The sequence below is a fragment of the Lysinibacillus sp. FSL W7-1291 genome (genome assembly GCF_038593415.1).
Taxonomy (GTDB): Bacteria; Bacillota; Bacilli; order Bacillales_A; family Planococcaceae; genus Lysinibacillus; species Lysinibacillus fusiformis_D.
The window spans coordinates 1,664,851-1,680,421 of sequence record NZ_CP151994.1; the positions used below are offsets into that span (position 1 = coordinate 1,664,851).

The following is a 15,571-nucleotide window of genomic DNA, read 5'->3' on the forward strand; positions in this document are numbered from 1 at the left end:
CGCATAAAGAGGGTGAAGTTCATGCAAATGGGAAGAGTGATAGGCAGTGTATGGGCAACACGCAAGGAGGAAGGGCTGAATGGTTTAAAGCTACTCATCATTCAACCAATTGACTCCAATCAACAGCCGATTCGCACAGAAATGGTGGCAGCTGATCGTATTGGTGCGGGTATTGGTGATGATGTACTCATTACAAGCGGTGGGTCATCACGCTATATTATGAAAGAAAATCCGTTACCAATCGATGCAGTGGTCATTGGTATTATTGATTCTACTGAAGTGATGAGAGGTGAGGACAATGAGTAGTGCAATTGGTATGATTGAGACCAAAGGATTAGTTGGTTCATATGAAGCGGCTGATGCGATGATTAAAGCGTCAGATGTGACAATCGTTAAACAAGAATTCGTCGATGGTGGTATTGTGACGATAGTCGTAAAGGGCGACGTAGGTTCTGTACAAGCAGCAGTGGAAGCTGGTAAGGCTGCTGCCATGCGTGTTGGTGAATTATTAGGTGCTCACGTCATTCCGAGACCTGATGAAGAAGTATTCCAAATGATTAAAGGACCAGAGGCATCAAAGAAAAAGCCTGCCACTACAACAGCATCAACACGTGCTAAAAAAACAGCAGACACAACATCACCGACAGATAATAGAGGTGACGCATAATGGCATTTCGTAAAAATAAAATTGCTGTGATTGGTGCAGGTCATACAGGTGCTACATTAAGTTTATTTTTAGCACAGAAAGAATTAGGCGATGTGGTGCTAGTAGATATTCCAGAAGCGGAGAACCCGACAAAAGGGAAAGCATTGGATTTACTACAAACAGGCCCTATCGAAAAATTCAATGTGTCGATTAAAGGGACAAGTCATTACGAAGATATTGCTGGTGCTGATATTGTGGTCATTACAGCAGGTATCCCTCGTAAACCAGGGATGAGCCGCGATGATTTAGTCACAACAAATGCAAAAATCATTCAACAAGTGTCAAGACAGATTAAACACTATGCACCCAACAGTATTGTCCTTGTGTTAAGTAATCCGGTTGATGCCATGACCTATGTGTGTCATAAGGAAACAGGCTTTGCCAAAAATCGGATTATCGGTCAGTCTGGTGTATTAGATACAGCCCGTTTCAATACATTTGTTGCACAAGAGCTACAAATTGCTCCAGAGGATGTATCAGGCTTTGTGTTAGGTGGACATGGTGATGAAATGGTGCCATTAATTCGCTATTCCTATGCAGGAGGCATTCCATTAGAAAAGCTAATTCCCCAGGATCGACTACAACAAATCGTTGAACGTACACGTAAGGGCGGCGGTGAGATTGTCGGATTGCTAGGCAATGGTAGTGCCTACTATGCACCAGCAGCAGCGTGTGCACAAATGGTAGAAATTATTATGAAAGATCAACGGAAAATTATCCCCTCTATTGCCCTATTAGAAGGAGAGTATGGCTACAACGATCTGTTTTTAGGTGTACCAACTATTTTAGGTGGCAATGGGATTGAATCTGTGATTGAATTGCACCTAACAACTGAAGAACAAGCAGCTCTCCAGCATTCAGCTGAGGCTGTGAAGCAAGTGATTGCTATTTGCCAAAACATTGAATAGGGTAAACAGACTCTGTTCTTTGATAGAAAGAAAGTATCCCCAACTTTCTTTCTTATTGCTCTTAATTAATGTTTGATTGGAAACCGAACATGACTTGAAAGCTAGTTAAAATCCCCCTAATAATATATAAAGCTCTTATTTGTAAGAGGATAAACTGTAGCAAGCTCAAAAGTTTGCTACAGTTTTTTTATTGCACATTCACAACTTATATCATAAAAACAATGATGCCTTCTACTATAATCAAAGTAGGAGGGATGTGGATGAACAACATCGTACAGGAGATGATTGATTGCATTGAAGGTCATCTCTTAGAAGGGTTTTCGTTAGAGCAATTAGGGAAGGAGATGGGCTATTCTCCTTATTATTGTTCTTTCAAATTTCATCAGATGACGGGGATGACGATTAAAAAATATATGTCATTACGAAAAATCTATCTTGCATCCTGGGTATTAAAAGAGACAGAGGAGAAAATTATTGATATTGCTTTCTGCTATGGTTTTTCATCTCAGGAATCCTTTTCAAGAGCATTTAAAAGGGTCTTTGGCATAAGCCCGTATGATTATAGGAGGTCTCCTCAGCCTATGCAAACATTTGTGAAGTTAAATTTAAATGATGAAAGAGGCTGGTTTATAATGGACATTTCTCAAAAATTGAAAATTAAGGAATTACAAGAAAAGATTTTTGAGCAATTTGATCAAGAGACTTTGAATGTATTAAATGGTCAGATGATGTATGAAGAATTTGCAAAACATCAATTAATGGGAAATAGTGATTATGTACCTTTCAATGAAGCCATGTGTACGAATCCGACTGCTAGCCCGATTTTCAGCGAGGAATTCAATCAAATCCGAGCGGCTGGGCATCAAGTGTCATTACAGGCATACGAGCAAATGACATTGAATCCTTTGAAGCCTCTATGGACAAAAGGCTATCAATGCATTGTGTTATGGTTTGGGGATGATATGTTTTGTCAGATGAATTTATTGACCATGCTTGCTTTTCTCGAACAACAAGGATATCAAGGCAAGGTCTATTTCCATATGGTCAAGGAAACGACCTATGATGTGGAGGAAACAGAGCTGGAGTTAGGAGGCTATCTAGAGGTCTATCAAGAAGTTTTCATGCACCATCGTTTTCCGAAGGCTACACTTTTACCCGTCATGTATCAGGGCATTCAATTATATTTTAACTATTTACAGGAAGAAAATGATATTACGACGTATATAAAAAAGCATCTTGAGCAGCCGCTAGGGGATTTAATGAAGCAATTATTTTCTCTCTTCCCTCACTATGGGTTAGGAGATAGTCAATATTTAAAAATAATAGAGAAAGTAAAAGACGAATATTCTGAATAAAAATACTAAAAAGTCCACAATATACAAAATTTTCGAAAATATGATAAACTTATAATGTAAAAGGAGGATGAATGCATGACAGTTCAACAATTTACAGACTATGTGAAGAAAATGCAGCATTATGAGGAAGCACTCAATGTCGTTTATTGGGATATGCGTACGGGTGCACCGAAAAAAGGTTTAGCACAACGTTCAGAGGTAATCGGTACATTATCTGCTTCTTTATTTGATATGCAAACAAGTGAAGAATTGGGGGAGCTTTTAGTAGCTTTAGAGTCACAAAAAGCTAATCTTGACTATGTAACATTGCGTTTAGTGGAAGAAGTAAGAAAGAATTATGATCAAAACAAAAAAATTCCAGCTGACGAGTATAAAAAATACGTCATTCTTCAATCGAAGTCTGAAACTGCTTGGGAAGAAGCGAAGGCAAGTAATAATTTTGCATTATTCCTTCCATATTTAGAGGAAATCATTCAATGGCAGAAAAAATTCATTCACTATTGGGGAATTAAAAATGGATCTCCTTACAATACATTACTCGATTTATATGAACCAGATATGACGACTGATGTTTTAGATCAAGTATTTGGTGACCTACGCACATCCATTGTGGAACTGGTCCAAAAAATTGCCAATTCATCGAATAAACCAGATACAAGCATGTTATTTAAGCATTTCCCACGTGAAGCACAGCGTGAATTATCGTTAGAATTGCTTGCTCAGCTTGGTTATGATTTTGATGCAGGGCGCTTGGATGAAAGTGTGCATCCATTCATGATTGGCTTAAACTATGGAGATGCTCGTATTACCACTAAATATGATGAAAATGACTTCCGTTCAGCCATTTTTGGTACAATTCATGAGTGTGGTCATGCGATGTATGAGCAAAACATTGATGAAAAGCTTGCAGGTCTGCCATTGGCTACTGGTACTTCAATGGGTATTCATGAATCTCAATCATTATTTTATGAAAACTTTGTCGGCAGAAATGAAAAGTTCTGGGAGCATAACTACGAGCGTCTTCAGCATTTCTCACCAGCACAATTTGGCGATGTTGCATTAGGCGATTTTTTACGTGCCATCAATATGGTCGAACCATCTTTTATTCGTATTGAAGCGGACGAATTAACGTATCCACTACATATCATGATTCGCTATGAAATTGAACGTGATCTGTTCAATGGTGATTTACAGGCGAAGGATCTACCACAAGTTTGGAATGATAAATATGAGGAATATTTAGGTATTCGTCCTGAGACAGATGCACAGGGAGTATTACAAGATATGCACTGGTCAGGGGGCATGTTTGGCTATTTCCCATCCTATGCTTTAGGTATGGTTTATGCAGCACAGTGGAAGCATGCGATGGATAAGGATATTCCAAACTTTGATGCGCTACTAGAAAAGGGAGAGCTACTACCAATTCGAGAGTGGCTAACTGAGAAAGTTCATCAATATGGAGCATTGAAAAAGCCATTCGAATTACTAAAAGAAGCGACAGGAGAAGGCTTAAATGCTAAATACTTAGCAGACTATTTACAAGATAAATATAGGAAGCTCTATCAACTATAATATAAAAAAAGCGATTTCTCATTTCTGAGAAATCGCTTTTTATGTCTAAATGCTTACCACAATTGATAGCCTTTGGAGCCAGCCGGTGAGTTCGAAATAATATCGATAATTGGCACTGTGTAAGCGAATAAAATTAACGCTACTAAAATAACAAGCCATACTTTGAAGTTTTCTAAAATAGCTGGTGTTGGGCCGCTAAGCTCATGTACATCACCAATAGGGAATTCTTCTTCACCTTTAGGTGCAAACCAAGCTAATTTCACGACGATATACATAATGACTAGAATCGCGATAAAGAGAATCGTTCCGCCTACAGCTTGTGCGATTTGATAAGGAATCCAATCATAGGCCTGTGAAGCACCACCATATTCTGAGTAATCTGAGCGACGAGGTGCACCGATAAGACCAGCAATATGCATCGCAGAAGACATAATCGTCATACCAGTAGCCCATAAGATACCAGCGAAATTACTAAGATTATTTAATGATTTCGTCAATGTACGACCTGTTAAATGTGGAATTAACCAGAAGGCCGCACCGAAGTAAGTTAAAACAACAGCTGTAGCAATTGTTAAATGGAAATGCCCTGTAACCCAAATGGTATTATGGATTAATTGGTTCATTTGATAGGAGGCATTGACAATACCACCTGCACCACCAGGAATAAATGCCACCATACCGATAAATGGAACGAAGAAACGAGCATCTTTCCATGGTAATTTTTTAAACCATCCGAACAGCCCTTTACCACCTAATTCACGACCACGTAACTCGAACATGGCAAACATCGAGAAGGCTGTCATAAGAGATGGGACAATTACAGCGAACGTTAATACAACTTGAATGAACTTCCATGTACCATCAATACCAGGCTCTGTTAACTGATGGTGAATCCCAACAGGAATAGAGAAGAGTAAGAACAGCATGAACGAAAGTCTTGCTAAAGAATCGGAGAAAATTTTTCCGCCAATTACTTTTGGAATAATCACGTACCAAACCATGTAGGCAGGTAATAGCCAGAAGTATACAAGTGCATGCCCGAAATACCAGAAGAGGGTACGGGATAATGCAACATCGACACGTTCAATTAAACCTAATGACCATGGTAACAGTTGAATTAATACAGAAGCTGCTACACCAAGTGTTGCCACGAACCACATTAAATTATTGACAACTACCATAAACGATAATAATGGGCTGCGTTGTCCGCTACCTTTATTTTCTTTGCGCCACTGTACATAACGTAAAATTTGACCTGCGCCGCCAACCCAAGAACCAACCACGACTAATGTAAGGCCTAAATAGAAAATCCAGTGTGCCTTTAGAGGTGCATAGAATGTATAAAGTACAGTTGCTTTATTCAATAAAACCATGGTTGCTGAAGCAGCTGTACCAATTGTCATTAACCAAAAACCGATCCAGCCAAGTCTACGTTGACTAGCAGTGAATGTACCAGATGTACGACTTACACTAGCAATTTGGAAGCCGTAAATAAAGAATGTAGTTAAAATAAGACCAAGTAATACACCGTGTACTGTTAAAACTTGATAATAGCCAATGCCTGCTGGTAATGTAAATTGACCAGAACGCACAAATACTTGTAATAAACCTGCAAGACCACCTAATAGCAATGAGATGAATGCCACATAAATATGTGCCATTGCTAGCTTTGCATCGCGACGATCTACTTTTGTCATCGAATTAGTGTGACTCATTTGAATCCACCACCTTTAGCATAGAGTGCATCATCGTATGTCCTGTACCACAATACTCATTACATACGATTAAAAACTCGCCTACTTTGTTAACTTCTGTTACGTATTCCGAAATATAACCAGGCTCAAGCATCATGTTGATATTCGTACCTGCCACCTCAAAACCGTGCATAACATCTTCGCTTGTTGCGATGAATTTCACCTTTGCACCAAGTGGTACCTCAATTTGTGGAGGATTATAATTGAATGCAGAAGCTACTACTACCACTTCATAATCCCAATCTTTTCCCTCGACCTTATGAACTCCTGGATTATCAAAAGGTGCTGTCTCTTTCACTTTCTCGTAATCTAGTGTTTTTTTACCATTGTTCGGATGGGAGCCTTGATGAAATGCCCCGATACCGAGAATGATCAGGAATGCAACTAAAGTAGCAACTCCGAACACAAGCCAATACTTCTCATACTTATGTATGTGCATATGTTTCTGTCCCTTCTTTATATATTAAAATCTTCCAATGAACAAATCGAAGCAGTACACCCAAAGTAAAATGATGATAATACCAACTCCAAAAACTGCATAGAGTGAACCTTTTAAATTTTCATCTGACTTCTTTTTGTTGTTTGCCATTTTTGCCCCTCCTACGCTTTTTATTGTTGTGTTTCTTACTGTCATCATATAAAAATCCATATCATTTTGATGTGAAAAAAATCACACTTCTACACGTATTATGTGAAGAAAGTGTGAAGAATTAAAAAAAGAAAAAAACAAGCCATCTCAAAAGTCATTGAGAGAGCTTGTTATCTTATTATATTTTGCTTAATTTTAATAAAAACAATAGATGGAGAAAGACTTGAACATTCCTTCCCGTTTTTTCTACCTATACATGAAGGCTGTAGGCTTTTGCATACAATGATCCATTCTAGTTTTTTATCCTTCTTCCTCGATGGTTAATAGAACAGTTAATGCACCAATGCTTGGAACCGAAACTGGGAGAACAAATGCTTTTTCAAAGCCGTATAACTTTGTATTGCCCACCATCACGGTTGGCGGAGTGATATCAATCTCTAAGCTTTCTTGCCCAACAGTTGTACATAAATTTCCTGCAATCATGTTACCAAATTCTCCAGTAAAGGATTCTAGCATTTCTCCCTCCAGTGGCATACCGAACATGGTACTCCCAATCCGGCTAAACACATCGGGGGATGAATCAATGATAACGCGACCCTTTACATCTCCAATTAAACCAATTAATACGCCCATTTGCTGCTGTTGAAAGGGTTCAGAAATAATACTAGGCGACTTTACTTCTATATCCATAGGAAGAATGGATTTTAAAGCGTGAATAGTCCCGTTTAAAATAGTTTGAAAGTACTTCGAATTACTCATCATTACCGCATCCTTTTTCCGACTTTTCTACATCTTACCATGTAAAAAGGGTAAGATGAAAGTATGTCTTGACGAATTAACGTGAAATTTATAATATAATAATGAGAATGATTTTCAAATTCAATGAGATGGTCTGAAAGCCTAATAAAAAAATACATAATTTATATGAAAAGGAGCGGTTAGCAATGACATTCGTATTGATTGGAGCAGCTGTAGTGATCTATATTGGTGTTGGGAAATACGTCATGAAACAGGCGACTGCACATTTGAAATAATTACAGCCAAAAGAGTATGGAGCATCAGCGCTTCATACTCTTTTTACTTGCCCAAATGAAGAGAAATATTTATTTTTTCAGAAAATTGTTGTAAAATAAAGCCAATCCTTTAGGGTTATACATAAAGAAATCAGGTGACTAACATGACAAAACTATTAGTAACAGGGTTTGAGCCATTTCTTCATTATAAAATAAATCCAACGATGCAAATTGTCGCAAATTTAGATGGAGAAACAATAGGAGACTATCGCATTGTTGGACGAATTCTCTCTGTAGATTTTCAGCAATCGGCGGAACAATTAAAGCAGTATCTAGAGGAAGTAAAGCCACAAATTATTATTTCTTTAGGATTAGCAGGAGGGCGTTTTAAAATAACGCCAGAGCGCATTGCCATTAATGTGAAAGATGGCGAGCCTGATAATAATGGCTACACGCCGGTCGATGAAAGCATTGATAAGGATGGAGCGGATGCTTATTTAACGAATTTACCGATTCGCAATATGGTGAATCGCTTACAGGCAGCGGGGTATCCAGCAGAAATTTCAAATACTGCAGGTACGTACTTATGCAATAATATTATGTATGAAGGACTTGTTTATGCACAGCAACACGAAGGGGTTCGTGCTGGCTTTATTCATATTCCAGCATCATTTGACCTGGCCATCCAACATGGCAAAATTCCTGGCTGGCATATCCGAGATTTAATAGCTGCGGTAAAGCTTTGTATTGAGGAGAGCATACGTGCAACCAATCATTGAATTTCCTCATGCGATGTGGATTAGCCAACATACTATTCGCTTTGCATTCAAGGAGGAAATCTCCCACGCCAACTTTCAGGCAGTCCAAGCATTTAATCGGTTTCTGAAACAGCAGCTACAGCATAATCTCGTCGAAAGTGTTGCAAGCTATCATACTGTTACAGCCTATGTCAAACAGCCTCTAGATGTTGGTTCATTGAGAGGGGATTGGCTAGAGATGCAAACTCTCACAGCAATGGCAGAAGGAACGAAGAAAATTTTAAGAATACCCATTTGCTATGATGAGGAATTTGCCTTAGATAAGCAGCGAGTCATGAACTATACAGGTTTATCATTTGAAGACTTTAAAACATTACACTTATCGAAAAGCTATTATGTTTATGTTATGGGCTTTTTACCAGGTTTTCCTTATTTAGGTGAATTAGATACTAAGTTGTGTGTACCACGCTTAAAGAAGCCACGAGCTACTGTTTCAGCTAGTTCTGTTGGTATAGGCGGTAGGCAAACAGGCATCTACCCTGTTGAGTCACCAGGTGGCTGGAATATTATCGGGAAAACTCCTCTAGATTTATTTAATGTTGATCGCCAAGAGCCATTTTTATTGGCTCTTGGCGATGAAGTTCAATTTTATGAAATAACTAAACAACAGTTTTGGGAAATGAAAAGCAAAGGAGTGTAGCGATTGAAGCCACTTCTGCTCGTCACCAAACAAGGTGTCTATGGTAGCCTACAGGACCAAGGTAGATTTGGCTATCGGGCATTTGGTATTCCGTTATCTGGACCGATGGACAAAGTATCGTTTCAAGCAGCACAGCTAATCTTACAAAATCCTCATGACCAAACATCCTTTGAAATGTTTGTGGGTGGCTTTGAATTTGAGGCATTGGCAGATGGAGTCTATGTATTAACAGGTGGACATTGTACATGCTTGGTCAATAATACACCGATAGAGATGTGGAAAACTTTCCACTTAATGAATGGCGATCGGTTGGTGATTAGACATGTGAATCAAGGCGCGATTGTTTATTTGACACCTCTTGGCGGGTTTACTTCACAAGTTAAGCTTGGTAGTCGCTCAAACCTGTCACTTGGTCAACTAGGAACAAACATCACAAAAGGTAGCATTTTGTATGGGCAAGACTCAGCGCCATTCCATTATAATCGAGGTCTTTATGCGCCATATCGTCCAACTTTTGATCGTGCTATTTCAGTTAGAGTACTGAAAGGCCCTCATTTTCATTTATTTAGGGAAGAGAGTCAACGCCATTTTTTACAAAATGCTTTTCAATTTATTGGTGGTAATCGCATGGGCTATTACGTAAAGGGAACTGTTTTACAGCTGCAAGAAATGCAAGATATTTTGTCAGAGGCGACCCAGTTCGGCACCATTCAAGTGCCGCCAAGCGGTCATCCTATCATTTTAATGGCCGATGCCCAAACGGTAGGGGGTTATCCTATTATTGCGACGGTACATGAAGACGATTTACATAAAGTGGCTCAAATGCGTATGTTTAACACGATACGATTTGCACTGGAGGTAAGAGGATGCCAATAGATATTAACTGTGATTTAGCTGAATATGATGATGCTTTTCTAACAGGAAAAGAGGAAGAAATATTGGACTATGTCACATCCATTAATATAGCATGCGGCTATCATGCGGGGCATCATACGTTGATGCATCAAACTGTTCGCAGTGCCATTCGTAAAAATGTTCATATTGGTGCACATCCAGGTTATCCTGATCGAGAGGGCTTTGGTCGTCGAAACATGGCATTTAGCGCAGCAGAAATTTATGATATGATGGTCTATCAGATTGGTGCATTACAAGCCTTCGTTCAAATTGAAAAAGGCATGCTCCATCATATAAAGCCACATGGCGCACTCTATAATCAATGCGTAAATGATCGGGAAAAAGCGTTAGCTGTCGTCGATGCAGTCTATGATCTTAATCCACAGCTTATTTTATATTGTTTATCTGGTAGCCAAATCGTAGAGATTGCAAGAGGCAAAGGGCTTCAAGTATATGAGGAAGTTTTTTCGGATCGACGTTATAACGATGATGGCACTTTAGTGGATAGACAGGAGCCTAATGCCTTAATACAAACAGAGCAAGAAATGCTGATACATGTAAAAGGTATTTTAACGGCCAATGAAGTCTTGTCTGTGCAATCTAAAAAAATAAAAGTCGCTGCTCAAACTCTATGTATTCATGGAGATGGCCCCCGTGCGCTAGACTATGCAAAAAAAATTGCCGCGCTCAGACAGCAACTATAATAGTAAAATGGATGTCCTAAGGAGAGTTTAGGGCATCCATTTTATTTAGATAGTTTGCAGCTTCAAACACAATAATTGCAGCGGGGTTTTTTATGCAATGATGGTTGGGGCATATAAAAGTTCGCATCCATTGCGAACTTTTTAAATCTAAAGACCTCTTACTTTGCATATATTTTCTTGCGTAGCAAGGTAGATTCAAAAAGACGACCTAGTAACATAACTATGTAAGTTACCCCTAATCCAATACATGCGCCTGCTAACACATCTAGAAAGTAGTGCACACCAATAAAAATTCTTGAAATGGCCATTAAGCAGGCCAGCAGGATGAGTACAGTGCCCATTTTTCTTCGTTTCCAAAACAAAGCGAATGCCAGGGCAAATGAACCAGCAGCATGATTACTTGGAAATGAAGGGTCCAGAGTTGATTTTTCGAGTAATAATGTTACGCTATGATTGACAAATGGGCGAGGTCGAAAATACGCCATTTCTATAATTTTATCTATACCAAGTGTAAGAATAACAATCGTTAATGCATATAATACTATTTTTCTATTTTCCTGCTGATTTTGGGATTTTGAAAACCATAGCCATATAAATACCAGTCCAAATAGAATGGGTCCATACTTTGAAAACAAGAGGACAAGTTGATCTAAAATCGGATATTTTCCTGCAAACTGGTTTAGTAGTTTGAATAGTTGATAATCTATATTCATATTCTCTCTAAGATGAAACTCCTTCTAATTTAGTCACTTGTACATTGTCCTCTGATGATAAAAACTCTTCTAATGCACTTTTGTTCTTTTCCAAATCAATATCTAGCACTGCGCCTACATTTACATGTTTGTTGTCAAAAGAACTGGCGACAGGAATTCGTAAAGTATCCACACCATTAGATTTCCCATCCATTAAACCTTTCCCAATTGCAAGAATGGTTTTATTGTCAATATTAGTGTCGATATATGCCTCAGCAACACCAAGTATTTTGGGTAAATTTATTAAACTTTGAAAGCTAATTTGTTCTTTGACCTTTGTCATAACTTCCTGTTGACGTTCAACTCGCCCGAAATCACTTAAACGATCGTGGCGGAATCGTACATAAGCTAATAACTGGTCACCGTGTAAAGTTTGTTCTCCAGGAAATAATGTCATACCAATTCCATATGACATTTCATAAGGGATATCAACTTCAATCCCATTCGGTGCTAGAAGATCCACAATTTTGGGGAATCCTTCAAAATCAACGATAGCGTAGTAATTGACATCAATATCAAAATTCTGCTTAATTGATTTCCTTACAAGTTCCGGGCCTCCAAAAGCAAATGCAGCGTTGATTTTATTCATCCCGTAATCTGGGATGTCAACATACGTATCTCTCATAATCGAAACGATTTTTACATTATTCGTAGTTTGATTATAGTGTGCAATCATTAAAGCATCAGATCTACCTTCGTCTCCTCTAGAGTCACTGCCTATCAATAGCACATTAATCTCACCAAATTGCGGGTCTACACCTTTGAATGGCTCAAAAGTCTCTTCATCTTCTTTATTGATATCGTCTTCTGCCATAGCCAATCCACTATTGTACTGATATATCCAATAAACAATCCCTATTGAGATGATCAATGCAAATGCTAAAAACGAATTTCTTAGCCATCTACGGCTCGTTTTACTATGTTTCATAAATTAATTAATCCACCTATCAGTTATTTTTTAACAAACCTTTTGCAGTAAGTTGTACAGCTATCGCATCGTCCAAATAACCAATAGGAAATAGATAATCCGGAATGACATCCACTGGAATAATAAAATACAATAATGTACTTCCAATTATTGTTAATTCAAATAGTGTACCCTTATTTGTTGTAAATTTTTCATATAACTCTTTCAACTTGCTAATAAATGGTCCAACGCTACCTACACTCTGAATCTTTTCGTTAAAACTCTTATGAATTGTATTTTTTCCTTCTTCTGTTTGAGCAAATAATCCATAATCGTCTAATTTTTTTTCAACATCTTGCACTGAAAATTGATTGTCATAAACATTAGAAGCCTTAAGAAAAGTCTGTATTGCATCAACAGAAGTATGAATATCTGATTGAGACTCTTCATGTCTCTGTTCGATAGGATACCCTGCAGCTTCAACAAGATTAATGAAAGGAATACCAAGACATTCAGCGAATTTTTCTAAATGTTGAGGTGTTGCCTTTCGTTTATTATTGATAATCCGTGAAATCGTAGCTGTATCGACTCCTGTAAGTTCACTAAACTTCCGCATGGATAATGAGCGTTCTTTTAGTAATTCTTTCAACAATAAACCTAGAGTAGTACTTTCTCTATTTTCCGCCATATTCGATTCTCCCTTCTAATAGTTCCTTAATAATTGCCTAATGGAAAATTACTGTTGTACAGAAGTGTAATATTGTGTTGACGAAATGTCAACACAATATTAATAGAATGCTGCAAAAGCAAGCAGTAACATCAACAAACCACTAATTACTGTGCCAAATTGCCCTATAGTAAATGAACTAACCTGAACATCAGCGACCTTACTTCCTAATTTGACTCCTGCCCAAACAGTAATTAAGCTCCCGATTGCAGCTGTTAACGAAATGACAACAGGTGAAAGTCCGAGTAGGCCAGCGCCCACACCATTTGTAAGTGCATTTGCTGATAATGCAATACCAAGAAGTATAGATTCTCCCCAGCCGATTTCATCAGACTTATTAAAATCAGCTTCCTCAGGGTTTTTAAAAATACTTTGCCCATTTTTGGGCTGTAACGCCTCTTTTGAAGGTTCATTTTTACGTGGTTTAGCTAAAAGAATGATGCGAATGCCAATGATAAATAACAATAAGGCTCCAAAGATTACAGGAAGCATACCTGGAAGAATAGTCGAGAGCCAAACCCCGAACGTAATACCTCCCATACTCATAACAAAGCATATAATTGCTATTAATAAATTTTTCCCAAAACTAACATGTATCTTTCGAATCCCGTAAGAGAGCCCTACGCCTAAATTATCTATACTTGATGAAAGCGTAAAAGCTAAAATGATTAACCAAGTCACAGCTTACACCCCTTATTTTTTTATATCATATTATTTATGTTGACAATTGGTGCCTGTTTTCCTAAATTTGTTGACAAAAAAGCAACAGTTATGCCACTTAAAAAAACTCGTCCATTATTGAGCACTATTGTTTTGTTTCATGTACTTACAATGTATTAATTAAGTGTCCTTCGATTTTGGAATAAAAAAAGACCCAATACAAGCCTAATAGACAAAGAATCGGAGTTTTCGGTTTTCATTATTTTTTTACTTATTTTAACAGGGGAATCCAAACTACCACCTTGTACAATTTTCCGAACAGTTTCCATTTTTGTTAGAAGTATTGGTTCGAAGTCTATTTCCTGTAAATTTTTTCTTCAAGTGACTTAGATTTCTGTGAATCAATGGACAGAGCAGAAGTACCTGTTACATTAACATGACTATTGATAATGGAAAGTACCACCGATTTACGCCCTTTAGGGTCTTTATTTCATGGTGAAGCCTGTCTGTGCAATCTAAAAAATAAAAGTGGCTGCTTAAACTCTATGTATTCATGGAAATAGGCGTCATGAGCTAGACTATTGTAAGGTTCAGAGAGCTACTACAATTGTAAAATAGATGCCCTAAGAGAGTTTAGAGCATCTATTTTAGTTAGGTTAGGTAGTTGTGACTAATTCAACAGCTTCAAGCACAATTGGTGTACCAGCAGAAAGTGATGCTGTAACAGTGTTGAATGTAACTTCAGTTGCAGAAACTGTATAAGCATCACCCTCCTGTAGAACGCCATTGATATATAAATTATAGTAGCCGTTTGTAACTACTGGAAATGCAGTTGCCGCTGTACCGCTATCATCTAAAAACGTTGTAGCAGCGACTGTAGTACCATCTGTAATGGCAAGAGGTGCAGCTAAAACGTTAAAAAATCGTGTAGATGTACCTGTGACATTGACATGAATATTAATAATGGAAAGTGCCATATGATTCACCTCCTTTCTTGGATATTAATTTGTCATAAAGCCAAGCGATTCAATGATAATGGGTGTTCCTCGATACAAAGTGGCATTGTAGGGTACGATTGTTAAGGCGGCTGGTGTTATGGTGTAAATGCCACCTTCTTGCATCACCGCATTAATATAAAGATTGACGTAACCGTTTGGCGAGAAGAGGGTAAACTCTGTAATATTGTCAGCATTATCATTCCAGAAGAGAGTCGCTGGCAGCGTGACCCCATTTGTTAGATCAAGATCGGCTGTGACGATATAAAAATAGCGGTGGATAATCGGCAAAATAGTGCCCTCTGGAACGATAGGAGGAGGGACGATGGGCGTGCCGTTTGTTGCTTTGATACGGGGCCAGAAAAATCGATCCTCACAGTGACACGGACAACTTTTTTCTATGATTCGATGAGACTTAGGATTCAGCATGTGCGATCACACTCCATTCTTAAAAAATAACCTTTGCCCCGAATACATTTACTATAAAATATGAAGAAAATAGCAAGAGAACTAGTTGACCATCTATCATTTGAGGAAGATTATTTCGGATCATCAACATTTTATGATGGGACTTATT

General features: G+C 38.1%; 19 protein-coding genes. 9 read left to right on the top strand and 10 right to left on the bottom strand.

Annotated features, from left to right (window positions below):
* Positions 1 to 21 precede the first annotated feature (21 nt).
* The 5 genes from NST76_RS07925 to NST76_RS07945 all read left to right on the top strand — a co-directional run bounded on the left by NST76_RS07925 (position 22) and on the right by NST76_RS07945 (position 4,541).
* A complete protein-coding gene (locus NST76_RS07925; RefSeq protein ID WP_036118365.1) occupies positions 22 to 306 on the top strand; it encodes a EutN/CcmL family microcompartment protein in 285 nt (94 codons plus the stop codon).
* On the top strand, positions 299 to 667 hold the full coding sequence (locus NST76_RS07930; protein WP_036118362.1) for a BMC domain-containing protein: 369 nt from the start codon (positions 299 to 301) through the stop codon (positions 665 to 667). Before NST76_RS07925 ends, NST76_RS07930 begins: the two co-directional genes overlap by 8 nt.
* Positions 667 to 1,614: a malate dehydrogenase gene (gene mdh, locus NST76_RS07935; RefSeq protein WP_058845099.1), complete on the top strand. Its 948-nt coding sequence runs from the start codon at positions 667 to 669 to the stop codon at positions 1,612 to 1,614. Before NST76_RS07930 ends, mdh begins: the two co-directional genes overlap by 1 nt.
* A gap of 260 nt (positions 1,615 to 1,874) precedes the next feature.
* The gene (locus NST76_RS07940) at positions 1,875 to 2,969 is read left to right on the top strand and encodes an AraC family transcriptional regulator (protein WP_342544927.1); all 1,095 of its coding nucleotides are present in this window, start codon (positions 1,875 to 1,877) and stop codon (positions 2,967 to 2,969) included.
* Positions 2,970 to 3,044: 75 nt separating this feature from the next.
* On the top strand, positions 3,045 to 4,541 hold the full coding sequence (locus tag NST76_RS07945) for a carboxypeptidase M32 (protein WP_342544929.1): 1,497 nt from the start codon (positions 3,045 to 3,047) through the stop codon (positions 4,539 to 4,541).
* Positions 4,542 to 4,594: 53 nt separating this feature from the next.
* Here the strand turns inward: NST76_RS07945 and NST76_RS07950 are convergent, their stop codons facing one another.
* The 4 genes from NST76_RS07950 to NST76_RS07965 all read right to left on the bottom strand — a co-directional run bounded on the left by NST76_RS07950 (position 4,595) and on the right by NST76_RS07965 (position 7,643).
* The gene (locus tag NST76_RS07950) at positions 4,595 to 6,256 is read right to left on the bottom strand and encodes a b(o/a)3-type cytochrome-c oxidase subunit 1 (RefSeq protein WP_058845107.1); all 1,662 of its coding nucleotides are present in this window, start codon (positions 6,254 to 6,256) and stop codon (positions 4,595 to 4,597) included.
* Positions 6,243 to 6,734 (bottom strand): cytochrome b5, encoded by a 492-nt coding sequence (locus tag NST76_RS07955; protein WP_036118325.1) that lies wholly within the window; start codon positions 6,732 to 6,734, stop codon positions 6,243 to 6,245. The genes NST76_RS07950 and NST76_RS07955 overlap by 14 nt, the downstream gene beginning before the upstream one ends.
* A gap of 24 nt (positions 6,735 to 6,758) precedes the next feature.
* Positions 6,759 to 6,884, bottom strand: a complete 126-nt coding sequence (locus NST76_RS07960) for a hypothetical protein (RefSeq protein WP_255358839.1) — start codon at positions 6,882 to 6,884, stop codon at positions 6,759 to 6,761.
* 300 nt (positions 6,885 to 7,184) lie between these two features.
* A complete protein-coding gene (locus tag NST76_RS07965; protein WP_342545255.1) occupies positions 7,185 to 7,643 on the bottom strand; it encodes a chemotaxis protein CheX in 459 nt (152 codons plus the stop codon).
* Positions 7,644 to 8,061: 418 nt separating this feature from the next.
* Between NST76_RS07965 and pcp the strand changes: the two genes are divergently transcribed.
* The 4 genes from pcp to NST76_RS07985 are packed head-to-tail and all read left to right on the top strand — an operon-like array spanning position 8,062 to position 10,953.
* A complete protein-coding gene (pcp, locus tag NST76_RS07970; protein WP_342503981.1) occupies positions 8,062 to 8,676 on the top strand; it encodes a pyroglutamyl-peptidase I in 615 nt (204 codons plus the stop codon).
* Positions 8,660 to 9,355 (top strand): 5-oxoprolinase subunit PxpB, encoded by a 696-nt coding sequence (gene pxpB / locus NST76_RS07975; protein ID WP_058845109.1) that lies wholly within the window; start codon positions 8,660 to 8,662, stop codon positions 9,353 to 9,355. Before pcp ends, pxpB begins: the two co-directional genes overlap by 17 nt.
* Positions 9,356 to 9,358: 3 nt before the next feature.
* Entirely contained in the window at positions 9,359 to 10,231 is an 873-nt protein-coding gene (locus NST76_RS07980; RefSeq protein WP_342544931.1) for a biotin-dependent carboxyltransferase family protein, read from the top strand.
* The gene (locus NST76_RS07985) at positions 10,222 to 10,953 is read left to right on the top strand and encodes a 5-oxoprolinase subunit PxpA (protein WP_342544933.1); all 732 of its coding nucleotides are present in this window, start codon (positions 10,222 to 10,224) and stop codon (positions 10,951 to 10,953) included. Before NST76_RS07980 ends, NST76_RS07985 begins: the two co-directional genes overlap by 10 nt.
* Before the next feature lie 158 nt (positions 10,954 to 11,111).
* On the opposite strand, the gene NST76_RS07990 is transcribed toward NST76_RS07985, so the two are convergent.
* The 6 genes from NST76_RS07990 to NST76_RS08015 form a co-directional block, all read right to left on the bottom strand.
* The gene (locus tag NST76_RS07990) at positions 11,112 to 11,666 is read right to left on the bottom strand and encodes a phosphatase PAP2 family protein (protein WP_058845111.1); all 555 of its coding nucleotides are present in this window, start codon (positions 11,664 to 11,666) and stop codon (positions 11,112 to 11,114) included.
* A 7-nt stretch (positions 11,667 to 11,673) separates the two neighbouring features.
* Positions 11,674 to 12,633 carry an LCP family protein gene (locus tag NST76_RS07995; RefSeq protein WP_338653553.1) on the bottom strand — a complete coding sequence of 320 codons (960 nt, stop codon included), beginning with the start codon at positions 12,631 to 12,633 and terminating at the stop codon, positions 11,674 to 11,676.
* 19 nt (positions 12,634 to 12,652) lie between these two features.
* A complete protein-coding gene (locus NST76_RS08000; RefSeq protein WP_036118291.1) occupies positions 12,653 to 13,300 on the bottom strand; it encodes a helix-turn-helix domain-containing protein in 648 nt (215 codons plus the stop codon).
* Positions 13,301 to 13,399: 99 nt separating this feature from the next.
* On the bottom strand, positions 13,400 to 14,020 hold the full coding sequence (gene ytaF / locus NST76_RS08005) for a sporulation membrane protein YtaF (protein ID WP_342544934.1): 621 nt from the start codon (positions 14,018 to 14,020) through the stop codon (positions 13,400 to 13,402).
* Positions 14,021 to 14,655: 635 nt separating this feature from the next.
* Complete coding sequence (locus tag NST76_RS08010; protein WP_036118284.1) at positions 14,656 to 14,976, bottom strand: DUF4183 domain-containing protein; 321 nt, start codon at positions 14,974 to 14,976, stop codon at positions 14,656 to 14,658.
* 24 nt (positions 14,977 to 15,000) lie between these two features.
* A complete protein-coding gene (locus NST76_RS08015) occupies positions 15,001 to 15,285 on the bottom strand; it encodes a DUF4183 domain-containing protein (protein WP_230593753.1) in 285 nt (94 codons plus the stop codon).
* Between the last annotated feature and the right edge of the window lie 286 nt (positions 15,286 to 15,571).

Excerpts from the sequence above, each read along its gene's own strand:
- NST76_RS07925 (WP_036118365.1), top strand. The coding sequence starts at position 22 with ATGCAAATGGGAAGAGTGATAGGCAGTGTATGGGCAACACGCAAGGAG.
- NST76_RS07930 (WP_036118362.1), top strand. The coding sequence starts at position 299 with ATGAGTAGTGCAATTGGTATGATTGAGACCAAAGGATTAGTTGGTTCA.
- mdh (WP_058845099.1), top strand. The coding sequence starts at position 667 with ATGGCATTTCGTAAAAATAAAATTGCTGTGATTGGTGCAGGTCATACA.
- NST76_RS07940 (WP_342544927.1), top strand. The coding sequence starts at position 1,875 with ATGAACAACATCGTACAGGAGATGATTGATTGCATTGAAGGTCATCTC.
- NST76_RS07945 (WP_342544929.1), top strand. The coding sequence starts at position 3,045 with ATGACAGTTCAACAATTTACAGACTATGTGAAGAAAATGCAGCATTAT.
- NST76_RS07950 (WP_058845107.1), bottom strand. The coding sequence starts at position 6,256 with ATGAGTCACACTAATTCGATGACAAAAGTAGATCGTCGCGATGCAAAG.
- NST76_RS07955 (WP_036118325.1), bottom strand. The coding sequence starts at position 6,734 with ATGCACATACATAAGTATGAGAAGTATTGGCTTGTGTTCGGAGTTGCT.
- NST76_RS07960 (WP_255358839.1), bottom strand. The coding sequence starts at position 6,884 with ATGGCAAACAACAAAAAGAAGTCAGATGAAAATTTAAAAGGTTCACTC.
- NST76_RS07965 (WP_342545255.1), bottom strand. The coding sequence starts at position 7,643 with ATGAGTAATTCGAAGTACTTTCAAACTATTTTAAACGGGACTATTCAC.
- pcp (WP_342503981.1), top strand. The coding sequence starts at position 8,062 with ATGACAAAACTATTAGTAACAGGGTTTGAGCCATTTCTTCATTATAAA.
- NST76_RS07985 (WP_342544933.1), top strand. The coding sequence starts at position 10,222 with ATGCCAATAGATATTAACTGTGATTTAGCTGAATATGATGATGCTTTT.
- NST76_RS07990 (WP_058845111.1), bottom strand. The coding sequence starts at position 11,666 with ATGAATATAGATTATCAACTATTCAAACTACTAAACCAGTTTGCAGGA.
- NST76_RS07995 (WP_338653553.1), bottom strand. The coding sequence starts at position 12,633 with ATGAAACATAGTAAAACGAGCCGTAGATGGCTAAGAAATTCGTTTTTA.
- NST76_RS08000 (WP_036118291.1), bottom strand. The coding sequence starts at position 13,300 with ATGGCGGAAAATAGAGAAAGTACTACTCTAGGTTTATTGTTGAAAGAA.
- NST76_RS08010 (WP_036118284.1), bottom strand. The coding sequence starts at position 14,976 with ATGGCACTTTCCATTATTAATATTCATGTCAATGTCACAGGTACATCT.